Genomic DNA, 25,931 nt, shown 5'->3' on the forward strand with positions numbered 1-25,931 from the left:
TCACTGGTTACGGGGCATCTGCAGCCTGTACGGGATAGGGCGCTTCAGGCTTGCGGATCGAAAGTGGATTCATGCTTTGCAGTTTTGTATACAAAACATGTATGCACTAAAGCGAGATCTGTGCCAGTTGCGGGTCTATTGGAAGCGTTGCTGATTTCGAAAAGTTATCGACGGACGATAAGTGGCTGAAAACCGGGCGGTAAAAACTGACCGATTGCACAGGTAATTTTTTTCTGCCGAAGTTTTTGCGCCGGGAGGTGACGGTGAGGATTTGAGCGGGGATGTAACTTTTCAGGGCGTGAAAACGAAAAGTGCACACATAAATGGCACCGATGGTGACATTTGTGTGTACACATTTTTCGAGTCGCTGGGGATTTAATGCAGGAGTGAGCCAGCTCGCGATAGCGGTGTGTCAGTTCTAAATATTTGGCAGACACACCGCTATCGCGAGCAGGCTCACTCCTACAAGGGAGATCAGTGTGGCTGAGGACTAAGCCTTGCTCTTGCTGATGATATTCCCCGCATGCAACCCGCATTCTTTCTGCGTCGCTTCTTCCCACCACCAGCGACCTTCGCGCTCGTGCTGGTTGGGCAGGACCGGGCGGGTGCAGGGTTCGCAGCCGATGCTGATGAAGCCGCGTTCGTGCAGGCTGTTGTAGGGCAGCTCGAGCATGCGAATGTAGCCCCAGATTTCCTCGCTGGTCATCTGCGCCAGGGGATTGAACTTGTACAAGGTGCGCTCCGGCGTGGAGAACGCGGTGTCGATTTCCAGCACCGCCACAGCACTGCGCGTGCCCGGGCTCTGGTCGCGGCGCTGGCCGGTGGCCCAGGCCTTGACGCCAGCGAGCTTGCGCCGCAGCGGCTCGATCTTGCGGATGCCGCAGCATTCGCCGTGGCCGTCGCGGTAGAAGCTGAACAGGCCTTTTTCCTTCACGAACGGTTCAAGTTTCGCGTGGTCCGGCGAGACGACTTCGATGTCGATCTTGTAGTGCTCGCGCACCTGCTCGATGAAGCGGTAGGTTTCCGGGTGCAGGCGACCGGTATCGAGGCTGAACACCTTGACGTTCTTGTTGAGCTTCCAGGCCATGTCCACCAGCACCACATCCTCGGCGCCGCTGAAAGATATCCACAGCTCATCACCGAACTCGGCAAAGGCGAGTTTGAGGATGTCTTGTGCGGATTTGTTGGCATAGGTCGTGGCGAGTTCCACGACGTCGAACGTTGGGCTCATCAGGGCGGCTTCCTACAGGTCGGTGGCGCTGGGCGCTCTATATGGCACCGATGGTAACAAAAAGCAGCAAGGCTCGGGGGCGTGCCGTGCGTTGCGCGTCGGCAGTCGAGTCGCTAGAGTTCGGCCTCGCTCGACTGAATAATCACTACAAACGGGAGTGTCTTGTGGAAATTGCTTGCCTGGATCTTGAAGGGGTACTGGTACCGGAAATCTGGATCGCGTTCGCTGAGAAAACCGGCATCGACTCGCTCAAGGCCACCACCCGGGACATTCCCGACTACGACGTGCTGATGAAGCAGCGCCTGCGCATCCTCGATGAGCACGGCCTGAAACTGTCGGACATCCAGGAAGTGATCGCCACGCTCAAGCCGCTGGACGGCGCGGTGGAATTCGTCGACTGGCTGCGCGAGCGTTTTCAGGTGGTGATTCTGTCGGACACGTTCTACGAGTTCTCTCAGCCGTTGATGCGCCAGCTCGGTTTCCCGACGCTGCTTTGCCATCGGCTGATTACTGACGAAACCGGGCGTGTGACCAGCTATCAGTTGCGTCAGAAAGATCCCAAGCGCCAGTCGGTGCTGGCGTTCAAGAGCTTGTACTACCGGGTGATCGCGGCGGGGGATTCGTACAACGACACGAGCATGTTGGGCGAGGCGGATGCCGGGATTCTGTTTCATGCGCCGGAGAATGTGATCCGCGAATTTCCGCAATTTCCGGCGGTGCATACATTTGCCGAGCTGAAGCAGGAGTTCCTCAAGGCCTCCAACCGCGACCTTAGCCTGTAAACCCAACCACCTGACGATCGTTCCCATGCTCTGCGTGGGAATGCCTCAATGGACGCTCCGCGTCCGGTTGGGACGCGGAGCGTCCCGGGCTGCATTCCCACGCAGAGCGTGGGAACGATCAACGATCAAGCTTTTAAGCTTTCAGAGGTTTTGCAGGGTATCGAGGAGGATCCGGACCTTGGTAATCGACTCCTGATACTCCGCCTTCCAGTCCGAATCGGCGACGATCCCGCCGCCGCCCCAGCAGCACACCTGTCCATCCTTGACCAACAGACTGCGAATGGCGATGGAGCTGTCCATCTCGCCGCGCACGTCCAGATACAGCAACGACCCGCAATACAGGCCGCGCCGCGTCGGCTCCAGTTCGTCGATGATCTGCATCGCACGAATCTTCGGGGCGCCAGTGATCGAGCCGCCGGGGAAGCTGCCGGCGATCAGGTCCAGTGCGTCGCGATCCTCTGCCAGTTCACCGGTCACGCTGCTGACCAGATGATGCACATTCGGATAGCTTTCCAGGCTGAACAGCTCAGGCACTCGCACCGAGCCGATGCGGCAGGTGCGACCGAGATCGTTGCGCAGCAGGTCGACGATCATCAGGTTTTCCGCACGATCCTTGGGGCTGGCCAGCAGTTCGGCGGCGTTTGCGGCGTCTTCGGCAGGCGTCAGGCCGCGAGGGCGAGTGCCTTTGATCGGGCGGGTTTCGACCTGACGCTGGCTGACTTTGACGAAACGTTCCGGTGACAGGCTCAACACCGCGCCGCCATCGGCCAAGCTCTGGAAACCGGAGAACGGTGTCGGGCAGGCTTCGCGCAATTTGCAGTAAGCCAGCCATGGATCACCCTGGCACGACGCGCGAAAGCGCTGGGCGAAGTTGACCTGATAGCAGTCGCCGGCCTGGATGTACTGCTGAATGCGCTCGAACGCCTGACGGTAATCGTCGGCCGAGAGGTCGGCGGTCATCGGCTGGTTGAGTTTGAACGGGATCAACGCGCTCACCACCGGCTGGGTGAACAATCTGATCAGGCGCTGCTGTTCACTGTCGGCAAGGGACGGGTGAAAGACCAACTGGCTGGTTTGAGCCTGGTGATCGCTGATCAGCGCCCAGTCGTACAATCCGAAGCGCGCATCCGGTAGCTGCAGATCATCCTTGGCCTGGTTTGGCAGGTGTTCCAGATGCCGACCGAAGTCGTAGCTCAGGTAACCGATCAGGCCACCGGCGAATGGCAGCTCGCAACCCGTTGGCAAGTCAGCCTCGCCCAAGCGGTCGAGGTTATCGCGCAGGCGCTGCAGAAAATGCGCACCGCTTTCATCCGGCAACACCGCCAATTGTTCCAGCGGCCAGGCGCTGAGCAAATCGAAGCGGCCACGCTCGGCACTCGGCCGGCCGCTGTCGAGCAGCACGGCACCGGGCGCGTTGCGGATGGCCGCGAAGTAGTCGGCGGGATTGGCACGGTAGGGCAGCGGGTGTACGGAGCAGGTCAACATGGGCGGGGCAGATCGGCCGTTGAGGCGGGGTGGGGATTGTAGTCCTCTGCGCTGCCAGATCAAAGTCAAAAGCCTCCCCCTCACCCCAGCCCTCTCCCCCAAGGGGGGCGAGGGGGGAAGGGAGCCGATCTCCATGCTTTTCAAAGCCTGAGTTCGACTCGATATTGCAGGTCGGCGTATCTCTCACACCCACCACCGTCAGTTCCCTCTCCCTCCGGGAGAGGGCTAGGCGGGCGGCGTTCCGATGAGGGGCTTTTGACTCTAGGGTTGTCAGCCCTCGACCGCCGGAATATGCCCGAACATCTCCTGGGTAAACGCCACCCGCTCTTCAACCGATTCCGTCACGCCGCGAGCCTTCAGCTCTTCCAGCCGCGCTTCGACGGCATGGGTGCGCAAGGTCAGTCCGCAGTCATTGGCGATCTGGATGTTCAGCCCCGGCCGTGCATTCAGCTCAAGAATCAGCGGGCCTTTTTCCTGGTCCAGCACCATGTCGACACCGATGTAACCCAGCCCGCACAGCTCATAGCAGCCGGCGGCGAGTTTCATGAAACCGTCCCAGTAGGGCAGTTGCACACCGTCCACCGCGTTGGTGGTATCGGGGTGTTTGGTGATGATGTTGTTCAGCCAGGTGCCGCGCAGGGTCAGGCCGGTCGCCAGGTCGACACCGACGCCGATCGCGCCCTGGTGCAGGTTGGCCTTGCCGCCGGACTGGCGGGTTGGCAGGCGCAGCATGGCCATCACCGGGTAGCCCATCAGCACGATGATGCGGATGTCCGGCACGCCTTCGTAACTGATGCTTTTGAAGATCTGGTCCGGCGTGACGCGGTATTCGATCAGCGCGCGGTCACGGTGGCCGCCCAGCGAGTACAGGCCGGTGAGGATGCTCGAAATGTGGTGCTCGAGCTCTTCGTGGGCAAGGATCTTGCCCGACACCGTACGATACCGGCCCTCGAAACGGTCGGCGATGACGATGATGCCGTCGCCACCCGCGCCCTGGGCCGGTTTGATCACGAAGTCGCTGCGCCCGCCGATGATCTCGTCGAGCTTGTCGATTTCCTTCTCGGTGGAAATCACCCCGTACAGCTCCGGCACGTGAATGCCGGCGGCGATGGCGCGCTCTTTGGTGAGGATCTTGTCGTCGACGATCGGGTAGAGGCTGCGCTTGTTGTACTTGAGTACGTAGTCGGCGTTACGTCGATTGATGCCCATGATGCCGCGTGCCTCGAGGGCCTTCCAGGTTTTCCAGAAACCGAACATCAGGCGTCAGCCTTCTTCAGGAAAGCCTTGAAACGCACCAGCTCGGTCAGGCGGTAGCCGCGATAGCGACCCATCGCCAGCATGAAGCCGACCAGAATCAGCAGGATCGCCGGGAAGGTAAACACAAAGTACACCAGCTCCGGCACGGTCATGATCAGGTGCGCCAGGGAGGCGGCGAACAGCGTGCCGATCGCCACTTTCAGCGCATGGTTGGCACCGCGTTCTTCCCAGGTGATCGACAGCCGTTCAATGGTCATGGTCAAAATCACCATCGGGAACAGCGCCACCGACAGACCGCGTTCCAGACCCAGTTTATGGCTGAACAGGCTGATCGCCGCGATCAACACCACGACAAACGTCAGCACCACCGACAGGCGCGGCAGCATTTGCAGCTTCAGGTGTTCCAGATACGAGCGCAGCGACAGCCCCAGCGCGGTAATCACCGTGAACAGCAGAATGCCGAAGCCCAGTTGCGTTTCGCGGAAGGCGAGGGCGATCAGTACCGGCGTGAACGTGCCGAGGGTCTGCAGGCCGATCAGGTTGCGCAGGATCAGGATTACCAGCACGCCGATCGGGATCATCACCATGATCATGAATGTCTGCTGGGTCTGCAGCGGCAAGCCGTACAGCGAGTATTCGAGAAAGTTGGCGTCGGTGTTTTCGTCGGTCAGCTTGGCTAGACGAATCGCGTTCATCTCGCTGTTGTTCAGGCTGAAGGTCACGTTGGCTTTCTTGCCGCCGTCGACGGTGATCAGGTTCTCATCGCCGGTCCACCACAGCAGGCGGTCGGTCGGCAGACCTTGCTCGCCGGTTTCCGGGTTGAAGTACAGCCAGTCGTTGCCGTTGAAGCTGCGCAGCCACAATTCAGGCATTTGCGGCTGGTCGGCGACGAGGCGGATGGTGTGGACTTTTTCCACCGGCACGTGGGCGATGGACAGCAGCAGTTCGACGATTTTGGCTTTGTGCGCGGTCGACGGGTCGCCGGCCAGCAGCAGCTTCACATTGTCGTCATTGAGATTGTTGACGCGTTTGATCGCCTCGCCAATAAAGGTTTCAACGTCCGCCGAGTGCTGGCGGATCGGCGCGAGCAGGGCTTCGGCAGCGATCTTTTCCGGGCCTTCGATGACCATGCTGTCGCGGAACGTCGGGCCTTTGACCTTGGATTTTTCCGCGGTGTAACGCTTGGTCAGGACCAGACGGTAGTACAGCGTTTGATTGCCTTTGGCGCGGCGGGCCGACCAGGTCACCTTGCGGTTGCCGTCGACGCGGTTGACCGCAACCCCGTAATTATTGGAGATGAAGCTCTCGTTGAGGCTGACGTAATCGCGGCTCAGCGGCGGCACGAACATCTGGATCTTCACCGGGTCCTTGGTGCTGGCGACGAACTCGACCTTGGCGTCGATGTTCCACAAGTCGTCGGTGGCGTCTTCGGTCACCGGGATGCCGAGCACGAAAATCTGATAGGCCGTAACCGAAACGCCCAGCAGCACCAGAACGGCGATCAGGATTTTCAGGTGGAAGGTTAGAGAACGCATGGAAATTACTCGGCGGTATGAGCGGCGATGGTGCAGGCGGGTTTGCCGGCAGCGTATTTAAGACTGGGGTCGACCAGCGCGTCGAAGCGTTTCAGCGCTTCGGAGCCGATCAAAAGCGGGTATTGGAACGCACTTCGGTCGGTCAGGTTCACTTCGATGCTGCGCATCGCCGAACCCATGCAGATATCCAGCTCGATCACCGGACGGGCGGTGTACTTCTTGCCTTCTTCCGGGTCGTAGTCGCCGGCGCGGCGCTTGATCTTGCTGACCCGCGCCAGCGGCCGTTCGATCGGGTGCGAATGCGCGGCATCGATCGCCAGGTAGAAACGTACCCAGGATTCACCGTTGCGTTTGAAGCGTTTGATGTCGCGGGCACTCAGCGAGGCGGTTTTCGCGCCGGTGTCGAGTTTGGCCGCGACTTCCAGATTGATGCCGTCAAGCGAAGCATATTCGTTGAGGCCGTACACGGTTTTTTCCCCCGCGGCGGCGAGGCCGGGCAGGCAGAAAAGGGCAAAAAAGGCGGGATAAGGCTTGAGTCTCATAAATCCTGGTGCGCAGCGTTCCGTGGTCGGTTCAGGCCTTTGGCAATGGTTGCCCAAGACCTTTCGTGTGCCTGGCAGCTTTTTATGACAAGCCGTACAAATGGCCAGCAAATGCGGGCGGCATTCTAGCACGGTGGTTTTATGGCGCCAGCGCCACAGCCGGTCTATAACCCCTGACGGGTTCCCCTTGTGGGAGCGAGCCTGCTCGCGAATGCGGTGGGTCATTAAACATCTTTGACTGACACACCGCATTCGCGAGCAGGCTCGCTCCCACAGGTATCGAAGCGTTCTATTAATCTGGTTATTAGACGATTGTCGACAATCCGTATTTATCCTTTGACGTATGGCGCTCGATTGGCTAGTTTTTGGCGCATTGGATTTAAAGGTGTCGACAATCATGCTGGATCAACTCGATCCCCCGGTCATCAGCGGCGACGATTCGGAAACGCTCTCGGAGAATGTCTTCCGGCGCATTCAGGCGGCCATCGTCAAAGGCGAGATCGCGCCGGGCAGCAAGATCTCCGAGCCGGAGCTGGCGCGCACCTACGGCATCAGTCGCGGGCCGTTGCGTGAGGCGATCCATCGCCTCGAAGGCCAGCGCCTGCTGGTGCGGGTGCCGCATGTCGGCGCGCGGGTAGTGTCGCTCAGCCACGCCGAACTGCTCGAACTCTATGAAATCCGCGAATCCCTTGAGGGCATGGCCTGCCGGCTCGCCGCCGAGCGCATGAGCGTCGAAGAAATCGACGAACTGCGCCGGGTGCTGGAAACCCACGAGCGCGACGCGGCGTTTCAGGCCGGTGTCGGCTATTACCAGCAGGAAGGCGATTTCGATTTCCATTACCGGATCATCCAGGGCAGCGGCAACCGCACATTGACGCAGATGCTCTGCGGTGAGTTGTACCAACTGGTGCGCATGTACCGCATCCAGTTTTCCACCACGCCGAACCGCCCGCGCCAGGCCTTTGCCGAACACCACCGGATTCTCGATGCCATCGCCGACCGTGACGGCGAGCTCGCCGAATTGTTGATGCGCCGCCACATTGGCGCCTCGAAACGCAACATTGCCCGTCATTACCAGGACGGCGCCAATAACCAGACAGCCACTGAACGAGGTGAGTCATGAGTTCCAACCCGAACACTCCAGGCCAGCGTTTCCGCGATGCGGTCGCCAGCGAGCACCCTTTGCAAGTGGTCGGCGCGATCAACGCCAATCACGCGCTGCTGGCCAAGCGCGCCGGTTTCAAGGCGATCTACCTGTCCGGTGGCGGGGTGGCCGCCGGTTCGCTCGGCGTGCCGGATCTGGGCATCACCGGTCTGGATGACGTGCTCACCGATGTACGGCGCATCACCGACGTCTGCGATCTGCCGTTGCTGGTGGATGTGGACACCGGTTTCGGTTCCTCGGCGTTCAACGTCGCGCGCACCGTCAAGTCGATGAGCAAGTTCGGCGCGGCGGCGATTCACATCGAGGATCAGGTCGGCGCCAAGCGCTGCGGCCACCGGCCGAACAAAGAGATCGTCAGCCAGCAGGAAATGGTCGACCGCATCAAAGCCGCGGTCGATGCGCGCACCGACGACAGCTTCGTGATCATGGCGCGCACCGATGCGCTGGCGGTGGAAGGGCTGGAATCGGCACTTGATCGCGCAGCGGCGTGCATCGAGGCCGGTGCCGACATGATTTTCCCCGAGGCCATCACCGAACTGGACATGTACAAGCTGTTCGCCAACCGCGTGAAAGCGCCGATCCTGGCCAACATCACCGAATTTGGCGCGACGCCGCTGTACACCACCGAGCAACTGGCCGGCGCCGACGTGTCGCTGGTGCTGTATCCACTGTCGGCGTTCCGCGCAATGAACAAGGCTGCGGAAAACGTCTACACCGCGATCCGCCGCGACGGCACGCAACAGAATGTCATCGACACCATGCAGACTCGCATGGAGCTGTACGATCGCATCGACTACCACACGTTCGAGCAGAAGCTCGATGCGCTGTTTGCACAAAAGAAAGGCTGATCAAAAACCCTGTGGGGGCCTGCTCCCACCTGTTTCCCCTACAAATTCAAAAAACTGGAGACAACAATGGCCGAAGCAAAAGTACTCAGTGGCGCCGGGCTCCGTGGCCAGGTGGCCGGGCAGACCGCGCTGTCCACGGTGGGCCAGGCCGGTGCCGGGCTGACCTATCGTGGCTACGACGTGCGTGAACTGGCCGCCGACGCGCAATTCGAAGAAGTTGCCTACCTGCTGCTGTACGGCGAACTGCCGACCCAGGCGCAACTCGCCGATTACCAGCAAAAGCTCAGCAAACTGCGCGACCTGCCGCAAGCCTTGAAGGAAGTGCTCGAACGCATCCCGGCCGACGCCCACCCGATGGACGTGATGCGCACCGGTTGCTCGTTCCTCGGCAACATCGAACCGGAGAAAGACTTCTCCGAGCAGCGCGACAAGACTGACCGCCTGCTCGCCGCGTTCCCGGGGATCATGTGCTACTGGTATCGCTTCAGCCACGACGGCAAACGCATCGATTGCGTCAGTGACGAGCCAACCATTGGCGGCCACTTCCTGCACCTGCTGCACGGCAAGAAGCCAAGCGAGTTGCACGTCAAAGTGATGAACGTCTCGCTGATCCTCTACGCCGAGCACGAATTCAACGCCTCGACCTTCACCGCCCGCGTGTGCGCCTCGACCCTGTCCGATCTGTATTCCTGCGTCACCGCGGCGATCGGTTCGCTGCGCGGCCCGTTGCACGGCGGCGCCAACGAAGCGGCGATGGAGATGATCGAGCGCTTCTCGTCGCCGGAAGAGGCGGTCAAAGGCACGCTCGGCATGCTCGAGCGCAAGGACAAGATCATGGGCTTCGGCCACGCGATCTATAAGGACAGCGACCCGCGCAACGAGGTGATCAAGGGCTGGTCGAAAAAACTCGCGGACGAAGTCGGCGACAAGGTGCTGTTCCCGGTTTCCGAAGCCATCGACAAGACCATGTGGGAGCAGAAGAAACTGTTCCCGAATGCCGATTTTTACCACGCCTCGGCGTACCACTTCATGGGCATTCCGACCAAGCTGTTCACACCGATCTTCGTCTGCTCGCGCCTGACCGGCTGGGCCGCGCACGTGTTCGAACAACGCGCCAACAACCGCATCATCCGCCCAAGCGCCGAGTACACCGGCGTCGAACAGCGCAAGTTCGTGCCAATCGAACGTCGCTGAATGGTGAGCTGACCCGAGAACACCGCAACCCCCTGTAGGAGTGAGCCTGCTCGCGATAGCGATTTTTCAGTTGATATCAAAGTTGACTGACACACCGCTATCGCGAGCAGGCTCACTCCTACAAGGGACGGTGTGAATCTTGAGTCTGGCCTCAGCCTTGAAACCACCGTGACCCGAGTCCTGACCCGATGAACACACAATTTCGTAAAACCCTGCCCGGCAGTCCTCTGGATTATTTCGACGCCCGCGCGGCAGTCGAGGCAATCCAGCCCGGCAGCTACGACACGCTGCCGTACACCTCGCGCGTGCTCGCGGAAAACCTCGTGCGGCGCTGCGATCCGGGCACGCTGACCGATTCGCTCAAGCAACTGATCGAACGCAAGCGCGACCTCGATTTCCCATGGTTTCCGGCGCGGGTGGTCTGCCATGACATTCTCGGCCAGACCGCACTGGTCGATCTCGCCGGTCTGCGCGACGCCATTGCTTTGCAGGGTGGTGACCCGGCGCAGGTCAACCCGGTGGTGCCGACGCAACTGATCGTCGACCACTCGCTGGCCGTCGAGGCGGGCGGTTTCGATGCTCAGGCGTTCGAAAAGAACCGCGCCATCGAAGATCGTCGCAACGAAGATCGTTTCCACTTCATCAACTGGACCAAGAAGGCTTTCAAGAACGTTGATGTGATCCCGCCGGGCAACGGCATCATGCACCAGATCAACCTGGAGAAAATGTCTCCGGTGATTCAGGTGCGAGACGGCGTGGCGTTCCCCGACACCTGCGTCGGCACCGACAGCCACACCCCGCACGTCGATGCCCTGGGCGTGATCGCCATCGGCGTCGGCGGTCTTGAAGCCGAAAGCGTGATGCTCGGTCGCGCATCGTGGATGCGTCTGCCGGAAAGCGTCGGCGTCGAGCTGACCGGCAAGCTACAGCCGGGCATTACCGCCACCGACATGGTCCTGGCGCTGACCGAATACCTGCGCAAACAGAAAGTCGTCGGCGCGTGGCTGGAGTTCTTCGGCGAAGGCGCCGCGGCGCTGACCCTCGGCGACCGCGCGACCATTTCCAACATGGCCCCGGAATACGGCGCCACTGCAGCGATGTTCTACATCGACCAGCAGACCATCGATTACCTGAAACTCACTGGCCGTGAAGACCAGCAGGTACAACTGGTCGAGCAGTACGCCAAGCTGACCGGCCTGTGGGCCGACAGCCTGAAAGGCGCGCAATACGAGCGTGGTCTGACCTTCGATCTGTCGTCGGTGGTGCGCAACATGGCCGGCCCGAGCAACCCGCACGCACGCGTCGCGGTGTCAGACCTGGCCGCCAAAGGCATTTCCGGGCAGTGGGATGACATGCCGGGGCAAATGCCCGACGGCGCGGTGATCATCGCCGCGATCACCAGTTGCACCAACACCAGCAACCCGCGCAACGTCATCGCCGCAGGTCTCTTGGCACGCAATGCCAACCAGCTCGGCCTGACCCGCAAACCGTGGGTGAAATCCTCGCTGGCGCCGGGTTCTAAAACCGTAGCGCTGTATCTCGACGAAGCAGGGCTGACCACTGAGCTGGAGCAGCTCGGTTTCGGCGTGGTCGCCTTTGCCTGCACCACCTGCAACGGCATGTCTGGCGCGCTCGATCCGGTGATTCAGCAAGAGATCATCGACCGCGATCTGTATGCGACCGCCGTGCTTTCCGGCAACCGTAACTTCGACGGCCGCATTCACCCGTACGCCAAGCAGGCATTCCTCGCTTCGCCGCCGCTGGTGGTCGCTTACGCCATCGCCGGGACCATCCGTTTCGACATCGAAAAGGATGTGCTGGGCGTGGTCGACGGCCGGGAAATCCGCCTGAAAGACATCTGGCCGAGCGATGAAGAAATCGATGCGGTGGTGAAATCTTCGGTCAAGCCGGAGCAGTTCCGTCAGGTCTACATCCCGATGTTCGCCGTTCACGAAGACACCGGCCCGAAAGTCGCGCCGCTGTACGAATGGCGTGAAATGAGCACCTACATCCGCCGTCCGCCGTACTGGGAAGGCGCACTGGCCGGCGCGCGTCCGCTTAAAGGCATGCGCCCGCTGGCGGTGCTGCCCGACAACATCACTACCGATCATCTGTCGCCGTCCAACGCGATCATGCTCGACAGCGCAGCCGGCGAATACCTGGCGAAAATGGGTCTGCCGGAAGAGGACTTCAACTCTTACGCCACCCACCGTGGCGACCACTTGACCGCGCAGCGCGCAACGTTTGCCAACCCGAAACTGTTCAACGAAATGGTCGTGGAACACGGCCAGGTCAAGCAGGGTTCGCTGGCCCGTGTCGAGCCGGAAGGCAAAGTGATGCGCATGTGGGAAGCCATCGAAACCTATATGGAACGCAAGCAGCCGCTGATCATCATCGCCGGTGCCGATTACGGTCAGGGCTCGTCCCGTGACTGGGCGGCCAAAGGCGTGCGGCTGGCCGGTGTCGAGGCGATTGCCGCCGAAGGCTTCGAGCGCATTCACCGCACCAACCTGGTGGGCATGGGTGTGCTGCCACTGGAGTTCAAACCGGGCACCAACCGCCACACGCTGGCGATCGATGGCAGCGAAACCTATGACGTGATCGGCGAGCGCAAACCGCGCGCGGACTTGACGCTGGTGATCAATCGCAAAAATGGCGAGCGGGTGGAAGTGCCGGTGACCTGCCGTCTGGATACCGCTGAAGAAGTGTCGATCTACGAGGCCGGCGGCGTGTTGCAGCGCTTCGCTCAGGACTTCCTCGAAGAGTCGGCGGTTGCCGTTTAAATCAACTGATGTGGGCATGGGATTTCAAGTCCCATGCTTTCGGTAAGGAGCAATATGGCTCACGCACCACAAATCAAGATCCCCGCGACCTACATGCGCGGCGGCACCAGCAAAGGCGTGTTCTTCAGCCTCAAGGATCTGCCCGAAGCCGCGCAGGTTCCAGGCCCGGCCCGCGATGCTTTATTGCTGCGGGTGATCGGTAGCCCCGACCCGTACGACAAGCAAATCGACGGCATGGGTGGTGCCACTTCAAGCACCAGCAAAACCGTGATCCTGTCGAAAAGCACCCGCGCCGATCACGATGTCGACTACCTGTTCGGTCAGGTCTCGATCGATAAGCCGTTTGTGGACTGGAGCGGCAACTGCGGCAACCTCTCGGCGGCGGTCGGTTCGTTTGCCATCAGCAACGGTCTGGTCGACGCCAGCCGCGTCCCGCACAACGGTGTTGCGGTGGTGCGCGTGTGGCAGGCCAACATCGGCAAAACGATCATTGCCCATGTGCCGATCACCGATGGCGAGGTGCAGGAAACCGGTGACTTCGAACTCGACGGCGTGACCTTTCCCGCTGCTGAAGTGCAGGTGGAGTTCATGGACCCGGCGGCGGAAGAAGAGGGCGGCGGCGGCTCGATGTTCCCCACCGGCAATCTGGTCGACGAGCTGGAAGTGCCGGGCGTTGGTACGTTCAAGGCGACGCTGATCAATGCCGGCATTCCGACGATTTTCGTCAACGCCGAAGACATCGGCTACACCGGCACCGAGCTGCAAGGCGCAATCAACAGTGATCCGAAAGCGCTGCTGATGTTCGAGACGATTCGTGCGTATGGCGCACTGCGCATGGGCCTGATTGCCAACATTGAGGAAGCGGCTAAGCGTCAGCACACGCCGAAAGTGGCGTTTGTCGCCAAACCCGCGGATTACGTCGCGTCCAGCGGCAAGGCCGTTAACGCTGGCGACGTTGATCTGCTGGTGCGCGCGCTGTCGATGGGCAAGCTGCACCACGCGATGATGGGCACCGCAGCGGTGGCGATCGGTACGGCGGCGGCGATTCCCGGCACGCTGGTCAACCTCGCCGCTGGCGGTACCGAGCGCAACGCCGTGCGCTTTGGTCATCCGTCCGGCACGTTGCGCGTCGGTGCCGAGGCCAGTCTGGAAAACGGCGAATGGGTGGTGAAGAAAGCCATCATGAGCCGCAGTGCGCGGGTTCTGTTGGAAGGCTACGTGCGCGTGCCCGGCGATTGTTTCTAAAGATCGCCACAAAAACCCTGTGGGAGCCAGCCTGCTGGCGATTGCTGCCTGGCATCCAACATTGATGTCGACTGATTAAACGCTATCGCCAGCAGGCTGGCTCCCACAATGGATCGTATTCCAACTACAAGAAATCGTTAGCCCTGAACCGAGGTCCCATCAACGAACCACTTCAAGAGTGAATCGAACATGAGCGCCAACGTCGACCTGAACAACCGCCCCGACTACGACGATGTCCTGCAGGCCATCGCCGATTACGTCCTGACCTTCAAAACTCCCTCCGCCGAAGCCCTCGACACCGCCCGCAATTGCCTGATGGATACGCTGGGCTGTGGCCTGCTGGCGCTGCGGTTTCCCGAATGCACCAAACACCTTGGCCCGATCGTCGAGGGCACGGTTGTGCCTTTCGGTGCGCGAGTGCCCGGCACCTCGTACCGCCTCGATCCGGTGAAAGCCGCGTGGGACATCGGCTGCATCGTCCGCTGGCTGGATTATAACGACACCTGGCTCGCCGCCGAGTGGGGCCATCCTTCGGACAACCTCGGCGCCATTCTGGCAGTCGCCGATCACTTGTCGCAGAAACGCATCGCCAACGGAGACGTACCGCTGACCATTCGCGACGTGCTCGAAGCGATGATCATGGCCCACGAGATTCAGGGCGTGATCTCTTTGGAAAATTCCTTCAATCGCGTAGGCCTCGATCACGTCATTCTGGTGAAAGTCGCTTCAACCGCTGTCAGCGCCAGACTCTTGGGGGCTAATCGCGACCAGTTGCTGTCGGCGCTGTCGCATGCCTTTGCCGACGGTCAGGCGCTGCGCACGTATCGCCACGCGCCGAACGCCGGTTCGCGCAAATCCTGGGCGGCGGGCGATGCGGCGAGTCGTGGCGTGCGTCTGGCTGACATCGCCATGCGCGGCGAGATGGGTATTCCCGGTGTTTTAAGTGCAAAACAGTGGGGCTTTTACGACGTGTCGTTCAGCCACACCAACAAAGATCTCGCGCTGAAACCCGAGGACAAACGCGCCTTCAGTTTTTCCCGACCGTTCGGCAGTTATGTGATGGAAAACGTGCTGTTCAAAATCAGTTTTCCTGCCGAGTTCCACGCACAAACCGCCTGCGAAGCGGCGGTGGCCCTGCACCCGCAGGTGCGCAATCGTCTGCACGAAATCGACCGGATCGTCATCACCACCCATGAATCGGCGATCCGAATCATTTCCAAGGTCGGACCGCTGGCCAATGCTGCCGACCGCGATCACTGCCTGCAGTACATGACCGCAGTGCCGCTGGCGTTCGGCAATCTGGTCGCCGAGCAGTACGAAGACGATTTTCATCGAGCGCATCCGATCATCGACGTGCTGCGCGAGAAAATGGTCATCGTTGAAGATCCGCGTTTCAGCCGCGAATACCTCGAGCCCGACAAGCGCTCGATTGCCAATGCCGTGCAGGTGTTTTTCAAAGACGGTAGCAGCACCGACAACGTGCTGGTGGAATACCCGATCGGCCATCGGCGCCGCCGGGCTGAAGGCATTCCGTTGCTGGAGGACAAGTTCAGGGCCAACCTGGCGACGCGCTATGTCGGGCAGCGTTGCACGGAAATTGTTGCCTTGTGCAAAGATCAGGCGCGGCTGGAAAGCACGCCGGTAAATCGTTTCATCGACCTGTTTATGGTCTGAACGACCGCATTATCGTTCATCACGAGGAGGCTCACTCCTACCTTTGATCTTCAGCGCACGCCACTTTCTGTGTGCAACCTATCCATTGTAGGAGTGAGCCTGCTCGCGATAGCGGTCCTTCAGACAACAGACATCTACTTGAACCGCCGCTCAACCCCTTTTTCCACCAGAATCTTCGCGGAAATCTCTTCCACGGAAAAATGAGTGGAATTGATGTGCGGGATGTTCTCGCGGCGGAACAGGTTTTCCACCTCGCGCACTTCGAATTCGCACTGGGCGTAGCTCGAATAGCGGCTGTTGGGCTTGCGCTCGTTGCGGATGGCGGTGAGGCGGTCCGGGTCGATGGTCAGGCCGAACAGCTTGTGCTGATGGGCGCGCAGGGCGGTCGGCAGGGTCAGGCGCTCCATGTCGTCTTCGGTCAACGGATAGTTGGCCGCGCGGATGCCGAACTGCATTGCCATGTACAAACACGTCGGCGTTTTGCCGCATCGCGACACGCCGACTAGTATCAGATCGGCTTTGTCGTAATAGTGGGTGCGGGCGCCGTCGTCGTTGTCGAGGGCGAAGTTCACCGCCTCGATGCGCTCCATGTAGTTGGAGTTGTGCCCGATCGAATGCGACTTGCCGACGGTGTACGACGAATGCTCGGTCAGCTCCTGTTCGAGCGGGGCGAGGAAGGTCGAGAAAATGTCGATCATGAAACCATTGGACGTTGCGAGAATCTCACGAATGTCCTGATTGACGATGGTGTCGAAGATGATCGGCCGAAAGCCGTCGGTTTCAGCGGCTTTGTTGATTTGTTGTACCATGGCCCGCGCTTTTTCAACGCTGTCGATGTACGGCCGCGTGAACTTGCTGAAGGTAATGTTTTCGAACTGCGCCAGAAGACTTTGACCCAGGGTTTCGGCAGTGATGCCGGTGCCATCGGAGATGAAGAAAGCGGATCGTTTCATTTGCACCTTGGGCCTTAGACTAATGAGCATTCTTGGATATGATAGGCGCGATTTGTCGGCCGCGATTGGCCCGCATTCTCACTTATTTTCCAAGTCCAGGCCATACAGCCGGCCAAGGCTCCCCCGGGCCGCCGGCTTCTGAGCTTTTCCAACACAGTTAGTGGAGAGATCACCTTGGTAGAGTACGTAGTTTCCCTCGATAAGCTCGGCAAACACGATGTTGAGCATGTGGGGGGCAAGAACGCATCCCTGGGCGAGATGATCAGTAACCTGGCAGGCGCCGGTGTTTCGGTCCCCGGCGGCTTCGCCACGACGGCTCAGGCCTATCGTGACTTCCTCGAACTGAGCGGCCTCAACGAGCAGATCCACAAGGCCCTCGACGCGCTCGACGTCGACGACGTCAATGCCCTGGCCAAGACTGGCGCGCAGATCCGTCAATGGATCATGGACGCCGAATTCCCTGAAAAACTCAACACCGAGATCCGCACCGCGTTCGCCGCGCTGTCGGCCGGCAATCCTGATGTCGCTGTGGCCGTGCGTTCCTCCGCCACCGCCGAAGACCTGCCGGACGCGTCCTTCGCCGGTCAGCAGGAAACCTTCCTGAACATCCGTGGTGTGGAAAACGTCATCCGCGCCGCCAAAGAGGTGTTCGCTTCGCTGTTCAACGACCGGGCGATTTCCTACCGCGTGCATCAGGGCTTCGACCACAAACTGGTTGCCCTGTCGGCGGGCGTGCAGCGCATGGTGCGTTCGGAAACCGGCACCGCTGGCGTGATGTTCACTCTCGATACCGAATCCGGCTTCCGTGACGTGGTGTTCATCACCGGCGCCTACGGCCTGGGCGAAACCGTCGTACAAGGCGCGGTCAACCCGGATGAGTTCTACGTACATAAAGGCACGCTGGAGGCCGGTCGTCCGGCGATCCTGCGTCGCAACCTGGGCAGCAAAGCCATCAAAATGATCTATGGCGACGAGGCCAAGGCCGGTCGTTCGGTCAAGACCGTCGATGTCGACAAGGCTGAACGCGCACGTTTCTGCCTGACCGACGCTGAAGTCAGCGAACTGGCCAAGCAGGCGATGATCATCGAGAAGCACTACGGCTGCCCGATGGACATCGAGTGGGCCAAGGACGGTGACGACGGCAAGCTGTACATCGTGCAGGCGCGTCCGGAAACCGTGAAAAGCCGCACCCAGGCCAACGTCATGGAACGTTACCTGCTGAAAGAAACCGGCACCGTGCTGGTAGAAGGTCGCGCCATCGGCCAGCGCATCGGCGCCGGCAAGGTGCGGATCATCAAAGACGTTTCCGAGATGGACAAGGTCCAGCCGGGCGACGTGCTGGTCTCCGACATGACCGACCCGGACTGGGAACCGGTGATGAAGCGCGCCAGCGCCATCGTTACCAACCGTGGCGGGCGTACCTGCCACGCGGCGATCATTGCTCGCGAGCTGGGCATTCCGGCCGTGGTCGGTTGCGGCAACGCCACCCAGCTGCTGAAGGATGGCCAAGGCGTGACAGTGTCCTGCGCCGAAGGCGACACCGGTTACATCTTCGAAGGTGAACTAGGCTTCGACATCAAGAAGAACTCCGTCGACGCCATGCCGGAGCTGCCGTTCAAGATCATGATGAACGTCGGCAACCCGGACCGCGCCTTTGACTTCGCGCAGCTGCCGAATGCCGGCGTCGGCCTGGCCCGTCTGGAATTCATCATCAACCGCATGATCGGCGTCCACCCGAAGGCGCTGCTGAACTACGACGGTCTGCCGCAGGAAATCAAGGAAAGCGTCGACAAGCGCATCGCCGGTTATGACGATCCAGTCGGTTTCTATGTCGAGAAACTGGTTGAAGGCATCAGTACTTTGGCTGCGGCGTTCGCACCGAAGAAAGTCATCGTGCGTCTGTCGGACTTCAAGTCCAACGAATACGCCAACCTGATCGGCGGCAAGCTCTACGAGCCGGAAGAAGAAAACCCGATGCTGGGCTTCCGTGGCGCTTCGCGTTACATCAGCGAATCGTTCCGCGACTGCTTCGAACTCGAATGCCGTGCGCTGAAACGTGTGCGCAACGAGATGGGCCTGACCAACGTCGAAATCATGGTGCCGTTCGTCCGTACGCTTGGCGAAGCCAGCCAGGTCGTGGACCTGCTCGCCGAAAACGGCCTGGCCCGTGGCGACAACGGTTTGCGCGTGATCATGATGTGCGAACTGCCATCCAACGCGATTCTGGCTGACGAATTCCTTGAGTTCTTCGACGGCTTCTCGATCGGTTCCAACGACCTGACTCAGTTGACCCTGGGCCTGGACCGCGATTCCGGTATCATCGCGCACCTGTTCGACGAGCGAAATCCGGCGGTCAAGAAGCTGCTGGCCAACGCGATCCAGGCTTGCAACAAGGCCGGCAAGTACATCGGTATCTGCGGTCAGGGCCCTTCGGACCACCCGGACCTGGCCAAATGGCTGATGGAGCAGGGCATCGAAAGCGTGTCGCTGAACCCGGACACCGTGCTGGAAACCTGGTTCTTCCTCGCTGAAGGTCAGGCCCCGGCTTGATGGATCTGTAACGGCCCGCTCCCCCCCCTGTAGGAGTGAGCCTGCTCGCGATAGCGTCATGACAGTCAAGATTGATTCGAATGACACACCGCCATCGCGAGCAGGCTCACTCCTACAAGGGGGAGGGGCCTTTTTGATTGAAGTAGGGCGGGCTCTTGTAGGTGCCGCCCTTTTTTGTGCAAGAGCATTATGCAAAGCAGCAGCAACCTGTTTCCTGTCGCCCTGATCAGCGCCGAACGGCGCGGTGATCTGAGCGAAGACGTGTATCGACTCAAACCCGGCAATAGCCCCGACTGGTCCGTGGAAATCGCCGTCACCCGCCTGGGCATGGCCGATGACTCGGCGCCGCGTGGCGTGCCGGTGATTCTGCTGCACGGCAGTTTTTCCAATCGACGTTTCTGGTTTTCCCCCAAAGGTCTGGGCCTGGGCGCGTACCTGACGCGGCTGGGTTTCGACGTGTGGATTCCAGAGATGCGCGGCCACGGTCTGTCGCAGCGTAACGAGGACTATCGGCGCAACCGGGTCGCCGACTACGCGCGTTACGATCTGCCGGCGATTGCCGCGTTCGTGCGTGAGCAAAGTGGGCAGATTCCGCACTGGATCGGCCATTCGCTGGGTGGGATTACCCTGGCGGCGGCGCTGGGCGGCGAATATCTGGGCGAACCGGCGGTGGCGTCGGCGGCGTTTTTCGGCACGCAGGTCAGCCGCACGTACTGGCCGCTGAAAATTCCGCCGCTGGAGTGGGGCAGTCGCTTCATTCTCAAGCGTTTCGCGCAGTTGTCCGGATCACGCCTGCGGCGCGGCCCGGAAGACGAACCGATCGGCCTGGCCATCGAAAGCATGCGCTGGTACGGCTTGTTCGGCCGCTTTGGCGACAAGGACAAGGATTGGTGGGCCGGGCTCGCCGATGTTCGGGTGCCGGTGTTGGCGGTGACGGCGGCGGGCGATCATCAGGACCCGGCATGGGCCTGTCGCAAGTTGTTCGAGCAGATCGGCTCCGAGCACAAGCAGTTCGTCAATCTGGGGCGCGAGCAAGGCTTCAGCGACAATTTCGGCCATATCGAAATGCTGGTCAGCAAAGCGGCGCAGACAGAAGTATGGCCTCTGGTGGCGCGCTGGCTGAACGATCAGCAGACGCCATTGCTGGCGCAAGCGGCGGATCTGGCCGCTGCGGTGTAAGGGGCGTTCCGTTCAGCCTGGCTTGCGGCTAAGATATGACGCGTTGTGCGGTTCCGGTCATATTTTGTGGCTGTTTAGCGATTACGTTTCAGGCTGTGTTCAGGTTCGCTCAGCGACCATGGCGTGGGCTAAGGTAAACAGCGACTGGCCGGACTCGTCTCATCAGAATGCGGCATTCTTGATCGTCTTGCTTTTTACAGGAGTTTTTCGATGAACCATTACCTTACGCCTGACCTGTGCGACGCCTACCCGGAGCTGGTGCAGGTGCTGGAACCGATGTTCAGCAATTTCGGCGGCCGTGATTCCTTCGGCGGCGAAATCGTGACCATCAAATGCTTCGAAGACAACTCGCTGGTCAAGGAACAGGCTGAACTCGACGGCACCGGCAAAGTGCTGGTGGTCGACGGCGGTGGCTCGCTGCGCCGTGCGCTGTTGGGCGACATGATTGCCGAAAAAGCTGCAAAAAACGGTTGGGAAGGCATGGTGATCTACGGTTGCATCCGTGACGTCGATGTCTTGGCTCAAACCGATCTCGGCGTGCAGGCGCTGGCCAGCCACCCGATGAAGACCGAAAAGCGCGGCATCGGCGACCTCAACGTCGCGGTGACCTTCGCCGGCGTGACTTTCCATCCGGGCCACTATGTCTATGCGGACAACAACGGCGTGATCGTTTCGCCGAGTCCGCTGCAGATGCCTGAATAAGCTTTTCGACAAGGGATGCGGATGTTCGAGGAAGAAAACGCGCAGTGGGGGCTGGTGCATGCCCTGGTGCTGGACGGTAAGGGCGGTGCGCGTTCGATAGCCCGGACGGAACTTGACGATCTGCAGCTGCAGGCGCACGAAAGCCTGTGGCTGCATTGGGATCGCAGCCATCCGCAGACCCAGACCTGGCTGCGCAAATCCAGCGGACTCAACGAGTTCAGCTGCGACCTGCTGCTGGAAGAGAACACCCGACCACGCCTGTTGCCGCTGCCCGAGTCCGAATTGCTGCTGTTTTTGCGCGGGGTCAACCTCAATCCGGGTGCCGAGCCGGAAGACATGGTGTCGGTGCGGATTTTCGCTTCCGCCCAACGGGTGATTTCCCTGCGTTTGCGGCCATTGCGGGCCACCGATGAATTGCTCGCGCAATTGGCCGAGGGCAAAGGCCCCAGGACGGCTTCCGAACTGATCCTTTATCTGGCGCAGTTCCTCACCAATAAAGTGCAGGATCTGGTCACCTGCCTCTCGGAAATCGCCGATGAGGAAGAAGAAAAAATGGATGCCGACGAACGGTATACCCCCGAGCATGTCTCGGTTTTGCACATCCGTCGCCGGGCGGCAGGGCTCAAGCGTTTTCTCGCGCCGCAACGGGATATTTTTGGCCAGCTGACGCGGATAAAACTGCCATGGTTCGTCGATGACGATGCCGATTACTGGAACGAACTGAACAACAGCCTGACCCGCTATCTGGAAGAGCTGGAATTGACCCGGGAGCGCGTGGGGCTTGTGCTGGAGGCCGAAGACCGGCGGTTGAGCGTGCGTATGAATCGCACGATGTATCGCTTCGGGATCATTACCTGCATCTTTTTGCCGATGAGTTTTTTCACCGGTCTGCTGGGTATCAATGTCGGCGGCATTCCGTTTGCTGAAAGCCCTTATGGCTTCCTGATCGCCTGCTTGACGGTGCTCGCCATGGCCCTGGGCCAGTGGTGGTTGTTCCGTCGTTTGCGCTGGGTATGAAGAGGCCGCATGTGACCCGACCAAATCTGCCCGCGTCTTTCACAGACATCACGAGAGGTGCGTATGCACGATCCGTTTGAACAGTCTTTGCGCGACATGCTCAACGCCTCGCCGTCCAGCCGCGACGACGATGCCTGTCTGGGCCGCGTACTCAAAACCGCCAACCGCCAGGTCGGCGCCGGTGACCTGTTCAGCCTGCTGGGCCGCTGGCTGCCCGCGCTGATGATCGCCCTGAACAATGGCTCGGCGCATGTTTCGCCGGTTTCCCGTCTTCGTAAACCTGCTGTTCGCACTGCTGATAAGGCTGATTGAATATGGAACTTGATCTCTGGACTCAGAGCCTCGTCACTGCAATGACTGCGTTGTGGACCAAAGTCGCTAATTTCATTCCGAACCTGTTCGGCGCACTGGTTGTGCTGCTGCTGGGTTTCGTCGTGGCCAAGCTGCTCGACACCTTGCTCTCCAAGTTGCTGGCCAAATTGGGCCTCGATCGCCTGATGGGCGGCACGGGTCTGACCAAGCTGATGTCGCGTGCCGGGCTGCAAGTGCCGATCTCGACCCTGATCGGTAAAATCGTTTATTGGTTCGTTCTGCTGATCTTCCTGGTTTCTGCAGCAGAATCCCTTGGCCTTGAACGAGTTTCAGCTACGCTGGACATGCTGGCGCTGTATCTGCCAAAAGTTTTCGGCGCCGCGCTGGTGTTGCTGGTTGGTGTGTTGCTCGCGCAATTGGCCAACGGCCTGGTACGCGGAGCGGCGGAAGGTGTAGGTCTGGACTACGCTTCCGGGCTGGGGCGTATCGCGCAGGGTCTGGTGATCATCATCAGTATCTCGGTGGCGATCAGTCAGCTCGAGGTCAAGACCGACCTGCTGAACCATGTGATTGTCATCGTATTGATTACCGTTGGTCTGGCAGTTGCGCTGGCCATGGGTTTGGGAAGCCGGGAAATAGCCGGGCAGATTCTTGCGGGAATCTATGTGCGTGAGTTGTACGAGGTTGGGCAACAAGTGCGTGTTGGCGAGGTCGAAGGCCAGATCGAAGAGATCGGCACGGTTAAAACCACATTGCTGACCGATGAGGGTGAGCTAGTCTCTCTCTCCAATCGGATCCTGCTGGAACAGCATGTGAGTAGCCGCTAAACCGGCAAACCCTGCTAATGTATGCCGCCGCAAAATGCCAGCCAAGGCTGGCTGCGGTGGACATTGACCTGACTGTCGGCACGACTTGTTTTGAATAAAGCCCAAACGCTATCCACGCGCTACGACCCCCGCGAGCTCTCTGACGAGGAGTTGGTCGCGCGCTCGCACACCGAGCTTTTTCACGTAACGCGCGCTTACGAAGAATTGATGCGGCGTTACCAGCGAACATTATTTAATGTCTGTGCGAGATATCTTGGGAACGATCGCGACGCAGACGATGTCTGTCAGGAAGTGATGCTGAAGGTGCTGTATGGCCTGAAGAACTTCGAGGGGAAATCGAAGTTCAAAACCTGGCTTTACAGCATCACTTACAACGAATGCATCACGCAGTATCGGAAGGAACGGCGTAAGCGTCGCTTGATGGACGCTCTCAGCCTGGACCCTCTTGAAGAAGCGTCTGAAGAAAAGGCGCCGAAACCGGAGGAAAAGGGTGGGCTTGATCGCTGGCTGGTGTATGTGAATCCGATTGACCGCGAAATTCTGGTGCTACGATTTGTCGCAGAGCTGGAGTTTCAGGAGATCGCAGACATCATGCATATGGGTTTGAGTGCGACAAAAATGCGTTACAAACGCGCTCTAGATAAATTGCGTGAGAAATTTGCAGGCATTGCTGAAACTTAGTTCAGCGCAAATATCTCTTACGTGTAGGCAAGTTCTGATAGACTTGCCGCCGAGTTGTCCCCCGGTTTGCGGGACTGCTTCACAATCACCAGATGGGGATTTAACGGATGAAACTGAAAAACACCTTGGGCTTGGCCATTGGTTCTCTGATTGCCGCCACTTCGTTCGGCGCTCTGGCACAAGGCCAAGGCGCAGTTGAAATCGAAGGCTTCGCCAAGAAAGAACAATTCGACAGCGCTCGTAACTTCAAGAATAACGGCAACCTGTTCGGCGGTTCGATCGGTTACTTCCTGACCGACGACGTAGAACTGCGTCTGGGCTACGACGAAGTGCACAACGTACGTGCCGACGATGGCAAGAACGTCAAAGGCGCTAACACCGCTCTGGACGCTCTGTACCACTTCAACAACCCAGGCGACATGATTCGTCCATACGTTTCGGCCGGTTTCTCTGACCAGAGCATCGACCAGAACGGTTCGAACGGTCGTAACCGTTCCACCTTCGCCAACGTTGGCGGCGGTGCCAAGCTGTACTTCACCGAGAACTTCTACGCCCGTGCTGGCGTTGAAGCTCAATACAACATCGACCAGGGCGACACCGAGTGGGCTCCTAGCGTCGGTATCGGTGTGAACTTCGGTGGCGGCTCCAAGCCTGCTGCTGCTCCAGTTCCAGCACCTGCTGAAGTCTGCTCCGACAGCGACAACGATGGCGTTTGCGACAACGTTGACAAGTGCCCGGACACCCCAGCCAACGTAACTGTTGACGCTGATGGCTGCCCAGCAGTTGCTGAAGTTGTTCGTGTTGAGCTGGACGTGAAATTCGACTTCGACAAGTCGGTCGTCAAGCCAAACAGCTACGGCGACATCAAGAACCTGGCTGACTTCATGAAGCAGTACCCATCCACCACCACTACTGTTGAAGGTCACACTGACTCCGTCGGTCCTGACGCTTACAACCAGAAACTGTCCGAGCGTCGTGCAAACGCCGTTAAGCAAGTTCTGACCAACCAGTACGGTGTTGAATCGTCCCGCGTTCAGTCTGTTGGCTACGGCGAATCCCGCCCAGTTGCTGACAACAAAACTGACGCTGGCCGTGCTGTTAACCGTCGCGTAGAAGCGCAGGTTGAAGCTCAAGCTAAGTAATTAGCTGCCGCTCTGAGAAAAGCCCGGCTTAGGCCGGGCTTTTCTTTGTCTGCGATTTGCTGAGACGATGTATCTTCAGGCCATCGCCACCGAAGGCAGATCATTCTGCGCAGACTGAGTTGCGGCTGCGACTGCCCCGATCACCAGGATTGCAGGGCTTTTCAGCTCGAACAGTCGGGCATCTTCGCTCATGGTGCTCAAGTCACTGCGGCATTCGCGCTGCTGCGGCAGTGAAGCATTTTCGATCATCGCCACCGGCGTATCCGCCGCCATCCCTCCGGCCAGCAGTTGCTCGCGAATCTCGCCCAGTTTGGCCACACCCATGTAGATCACCAGCGTCGTCCCGCTCTGGGCCAGTGCCTGCCAGTTCAGTTGGCTGTCGTCCTGAGTGTGCGCGGTCACCAGCGTTACGCCTCTTGCGATGCCGCGCAAGGTCAGGGAAATATCGCATTGCGTGGCGCCGGCCAGGCCCGCGGTGATGCCGTTGACCAGTTCCACTTCGACGCCGCGCTCGCGCAGCCACTGCGCTTCTTCACCGCCACGGCCGAAAATGCACGGATCGCCACCCTTGAGCCGCACCACGCATTTGCCGTGGCGCGCGTAACGCAGCATCAGCCGGTGGATGAACGCCTGCGGGGTCGAGCGACAACCGCCACGTTTGCCCACGCTGATGATCCGCGCGTCAGGGCAGTGTTCCAGCACCGCTTCGTTGACCAGGTCGTCGATCAGCACCACATCGGCCGCGCGCAACGCGCGTACCGCTTTGAGGGTCAGCAATTCCGGATCACCAGGACCTGCACCCACCAGCCAGACTTTTGCATTCATGG

Annotated in this window: 22 protein-coding genes; 15 read left to right on the top strand and 7 right to left on the bottom strand. The window is 59.8% G+C overall.

Translation table 11 applies throughout. From position 1 onward, the window contains the following. Positions 1-490 precede the first annotated feature (490 nt). Positions 491-1,231: a phosphoadenylyl-sulfate reductase gene (locus tag BLU52_RS07195; protein ID WP_090282536.1), complete on the bottom strand. Its 741-nt coding sequence runs from the start codon at positions 1,229-1,231 to the stop codon at positions 491-493. 164 nt (positions 1,232-1,395) lie between these two features. On the opposite strand from BLU52_RS07195, the gene thrH reads away from it, so the two are divergent. Next, a complete protein-coding gene (gene thrH, locus BLU52_RS07200; protein ID WP_090282537.1) occupies positions 1,396-2,013 on the top strand; it encodes a bifunctional phosphoserine phosphatase/homoserine phosphotransferase ThrH in 618 nt (205 codons plus the stop codon). 141 nt (positions 2,014-2,154) lie between these two features. On the opposite strand, the gene pabB is transcribed toward thrH, so the two are convergent. The 4 genes from pabB to rloA form a co-directional block, all read right to left on the bottom strand. Further along, positions 2,155-3,498 carry an aminodeoxychorismate synthase component I gene (gene pabB / locus BLU52_RS07205; protein WP_090282538.1) on the bottom strand — a complete coding sequence of 448 codons (1,344 nt, stop codon included), beginning with the start codon at positions 3,496-3,498 and terminating at the stop codon, positions 2,155-2,157. Between the two features lie 270 nt (positions 3,499-3,768). Further along, positions 3,769-4,755, bottom strand: a complete 987-nt coding sequence (locus BLU52_RS07210; RefSeq protein WP_056784132.1) for an alpha-L-glutamate ligase-like protein — start codon at positions 4,753-4,755, stop codon at positions 3,769-3,771. After that, positions 4,755-6,290, bottom strand: a complete 1,536-nt coding sequence (gene rloB, locus BLU52_RS07215; protein ID WP_090282539.1) for an osmotic stress tolerance membrane protein RloB — start codon at positions 6,288-6,290, stop codon at positions 4,755-4,757. The genes BLU52_RS07210 and rloB overlap by 1 nt, the downstream gene beginning before the upstream one ends. A gap of 5 nt (positions 6,291-6,295) precedes the next feature. After that, the gene (gene rloA / locus BLU52_RS07220) at positions 6,296-6,832 is read right to left on the bottom strand and encodes a retropepsin-like aspartic peptidase RloA (RefSeq protein ID WP_090282540.1); all 537 of its coding nucleotides are present in this window, start codon (positions 6,830-6,832) and stop codon (positions 6,296-6,298) included. Between the two features lie 400 nt (positions 6,833-7,232). On the opposite strand from rloA, the gene BLU52_RS07225 reads away from it, so the two are divergent. The 6 genes from BLU52_RS07225 (at position 7,233) to prpD (ending at position 15,741) form a co-directional block, all read left to right on the top strand. Further along, positions 7,233-7,955 carry a GntR family transcriptional regulator gene (locus BLU52_RS07225; protein WP_197677976.1) on the top strand — a complete coding sequence of 241 codons (723 nt, stop codon included), beginning with the start codon at positions 7,233-7,235 and terminating at the stop codon, positions 7,953-7,955. Beyond that, the gene (prpB, locus tag BLU52_RS07230; RefSeq protein ID WP_090282542.1) at positions 7,952-8,845 is read left to right on the top strand and encodes a methylisocitrate lyase; all 894 of its coding nucleotides are present in this window, start codon (positions 7,952-7,954) and stop codon (positions 8,843-8,845) included. The genes BLU52_RS07225 and prpB overlap by 4 nt, the downstream gene beginning before the upstream one ends. 66 nt (positions 8,846-8,911) lie before the next feature. Continuing rightward, positions 8,912-10,039, top strand: coding sequence for a bifunctional 2-methylcitrate synthase/citrate synthase (gene prpC / locus BLU52_RS07235; protein ID WP_090282543.1), 1,128 nt, complete (start codon positions 8,912-8,914; stop codon positions 10,037-10,039). A gap of 188 nt (positions 10,040-10,227) precedes the next feature. Continuing rightward, on the top strand, positions 10,228-12,822 hold the full coding sequence (gene acnD, locus BLU52_RS07240) for a Fe/S-dependent 2-methylisocitrate dehydratase AcnD (RefSeq protein ID WP_090282544.1): 2,595 nt from the start codon (positions 10,228-10,230) through the stop codon (positions 12,820-12,822). 54 nt (positions 12,823-12,876) lie between these two features. Further along, entirely contained in the window at positions 12,877-14,067 is a 1,191-nt protein-coding gene (prpF, locus tag BLU52_RS07245; RefSeq protein ID WP_090282545.1) for a 2-methylaconitate cis-trans isomerase PrpF, read from the top strand. 189 nt (positions 14,068-14,256) lie between these two features. Further along, positions 14,257-15,741 (top strand): 2-methylcitrate dehydratase, encoded by a 1,485-nt coding sequence (prpD, locus tag BLU52_RS07250; RefSeq protein WP_090282546.1) that lies wholly within the window; start codon positions 14,257-14,259, stop codon positions 15,739-15,741. Positions 15,742-15,875: 134 nt separating this feature from the next. On the opposite strand, the gene ppsR is transcribed toward prpD, so the two are convergent. Then, a complete protein-coding gene (gene ppsR, locus BLU52_RS07255) occupies positions 15,876-16,694 on the bottom strand; it encodes a posphoenolpyruvate synthetase regulatory kinase/phosphorylase PpsR (RefSeq protein WP_016773826.1) in 819 nt (272 codons plus the stop codon). Between the two features lie 174 nt (positions 16,695-16,868). Here ppsR and ppsA point away from each other — a divergent pair, with 174 nt between their 5' ends. The 8 genes from ppsA (at position 16,869) to BLU52_RS07295 (ending at position 25,104) form a co-directional block, all read left to right on the top strand. Further along, positions 16,869-19,244 carry a phosphoenolpyruvate synthase gene (gene ppsA, locus BLU52_RS07260; RefSeq protein WP_090282547.1) on the top strand — a complete coding sequence of 792 codons (2,376 nt, stop codon included), beginning with the start codon at positions 16,869-16,871 and terminating at the stop codon, positions 19,242-19,244. Positions 19,245-19,433: 189 nt separating this feature from the next. Continuing rightward, a complete protein-coding gene (locus BLU52_RS07265; protein WP_090282548.1) occupies positions 19,434-20,423 on the top strand; it encodes an alpha/beta fold hydrolase in 990 nt (329 codons plus the stop codon). Between the two features lie 210 nt (positions 20,424-20,633). Further along, the gene (gene rraA / locus BLU52_RS07270; protein ID WP_090282549.1) at positions 20,634-21,125 is read left to right on the top strand and encodes a ribonuclease E activity regulator RraA; all 492 of its coding nucleotides are present in this window, start codon (positions 20,634-20,636) and stop codon (positions 21,123-21,125) included. Positions 21,126-21,146: 21 nt separating this feature from the next. After that, positions 21,147-22,142, top strand: a complete 996-nt coding sequence (locus BLU52_RS07275) for a zinc transporter ZntB (protein WP_090282550.1) — start codon at positions 21,147-21,149, stop codon at positions 22,140-22,142. A gap of 63 nt (positions 22,143-22,205) precedes the next feature. After that, positions 22,206-22,454, top strand: a complete 249-nt coding sequence (locus BLU52_RS07280; RefSeq protein WP_090282551.1) for a CrfX protein — start codon at positions 22,206-22,208, stop codon at positions 22,452-22,454. A 2-nt stretch (positions 22,455-22,456) separates the two neighbouring features. After that, a complete protein-coding gene (locus BLU52_RS07285; RefSeq protein ID WP_016773831.1) occupies positions 22,457-23,281 on the top strand; it encodes a mechanosensitive ion channel family protein in 825 nt (274 codons plus the stop codon). A gap of 90 nt (positions 23,282-23,371) precedes the next feature. Further along, positions 23,372-23,962, top strand: coding sequence for an RNA polymerase sigma factor SigX (gene sigX, locus BLU52_RS07290; RefSeq protein ID WP_011333251.1), 591 nt, complete (start codon positions 23,372-23,374; stop codon positions 23,960-23,962). A gap of 107 nt (positions 23,963-24,069) precedes the next feature. Further along, positions 24,070-25,104 (top strand): OmpA family protein, encoded by a 1,035-nt coding sequence (locus BLU52_RS07295; RefSeq protein WP_016773833.1) that lies wholly within the window; start codon positions 24,070-24,072, stop codon positions 25,102-25,104. A gap of 75 nt (positions 25,105-25,179) precedes the next feature. Here BLU52_RS07295 and cobA read toward each other — a convergent pair whose 3' ends face one another. Then, positions 25,180-25,929, bottom strand: a complete 750-nt coding sequence (gene cobA / locus BLU52_RS07300; RefSeq protein ID WP_090282552.1) for a uroporphyrinogen-III C-methyltransferase — start codon at positions 25,927-25,929, stop codon at positions 25,180-25,182. Between the last annotated feature and the right edge of the window lie 2 nt (positions 25,930-25,931).

Origin of the sequence: Pseudomonas granadensis (genome assembly GCF_900105485.1) — a bacterium.
Taxonomy (GTDB): domain Bacteria; phylum Pseudomonadota; class Gammaproteobacteria; order Pseudomonadales; family Pseudomonadaceae; genus Aquipseudomonas; species Aquipseudomonas granadensis.

Bases quoted from the DNA above. Each gene is read 5' to 3' on its own strand.
- BLU52_RS07195 (WP_090282536.1), bottom strand. From the start codon at position 1,231: ATGAGCCCAACGTTCGACGTCGTGGAACTCGCCACGACCTATGCCAAC.
- ppsR (WP_016773826.1), bottom strand. From the start codon at position 16,694: ATGAAACGATCCGCTTTCTTCATCTCCGATGGCACCGGCATCACTGCC.
- BLU52_RS07275 (WP_090282550.1), top strand. From the start codon at position 21,147: ATGTTCGAGGAAGAAAACGCGCAGTGGGGGCTGGTGCATGCCCTGGTG.
- BLU52_RS07265 (WP_090282548.1), top strand. From the start codon at position 19,434: ATGCAAAGCAGCAGCAACCTGTTTCCTGTCGCCCTGATCAGCGCCGAA.
- BLU52_RS07210 (WP_056784132.1), bottom strand. From the start codon at position 4,755: ATGTTCGGTTTCTGGAAAACCTGGAAGGCCCTCGAGGCACGCGGCATC.
- rloA (WP_090282540.1), bottom strand. From the start codon at position 6,832: ATGAGACTCAAGCCTTATCCCGCCTTTTTTGCCCTTTTCTGCCTGCCC.
- rraA (WP_090282549.1), top strand. From the start codon at position 20,634: ATGAACCATTACCTTACGCCTGACCTGTGCGACGCCTACCCGGAGCTG.
- acnD (WP_090282544.1), top strand. From the start codon at position 10,228: ATGAACACACAATTTCGTAAAACCCTGCCCGGCAGTCCTCTGGATTAT.
- prpC (WP_090282543.1), top strand. From the start codon at position 8,912: ATGGCCGAAGCAAAAGTACTCAGTGGCGCCGGGCTCCGTGGCCAGGTG.
- pabB (WP_090282538.1), bottom strand. From the start codon at position 3,498: ATGTTGACCTGCTCCGTACACCCGCTGCCCTACCGTGCCAATCCCGCC.
- prpF (WP_090282545.1), top strand. From the start codon at position 12,877: ATGGCTCACGCACCACAAATCAAGATCCCCGCGACCTACATGCGCGGC.
- BLU52_RS07285 (WP_016773831.1), top strand. From the start codon at position 22,457: ATGGAACTTGATCTCTGGACTCAGAGCCTCGTCACTGCAATGACTGCG.
- prpB (WP_090282542.1), top strand. From the start codon at position 7,952: ATGAGTTCCAACCCGAACACTCCAGGCCAGCGTTTCCGCGATGCGGTC.
- rloB (WP_090282539.1), bottom strand. From the start codon at position 6,290: ATGCGTTCTCTAACCTTCCACCTGAAAATCCTGATCGCCGTTCTGGTG.
- cobA (WP_090282552.1), bottom strand. From the start codon at position 25,929: ATGAATGCAAAAGTCTGGCTGGTGGGTGCAGGTCCTGGTGATCCGGAA.
- BLU52_RS07295 (WP_016773833.1), top strand. From the start codon at position 24,070: ATGAAACTGAAAAACACCTTGGGCTTGGCCATTGGTTCTCTGATTGCC.
- prpD (WP_090282546.1), top strand. From the start codon at position 14,257: ATGAGCGCCAACGTCGACCTGAACAACCGCCCCGACTACGACGATGTC.
- BLU52_RS07280 (WP_090282551.1), top strand. From the start codon at position 22,206: ATGCACGATCCGTTTGAACAGTCTTTGCGCGACATGCTCAACGCCTCG.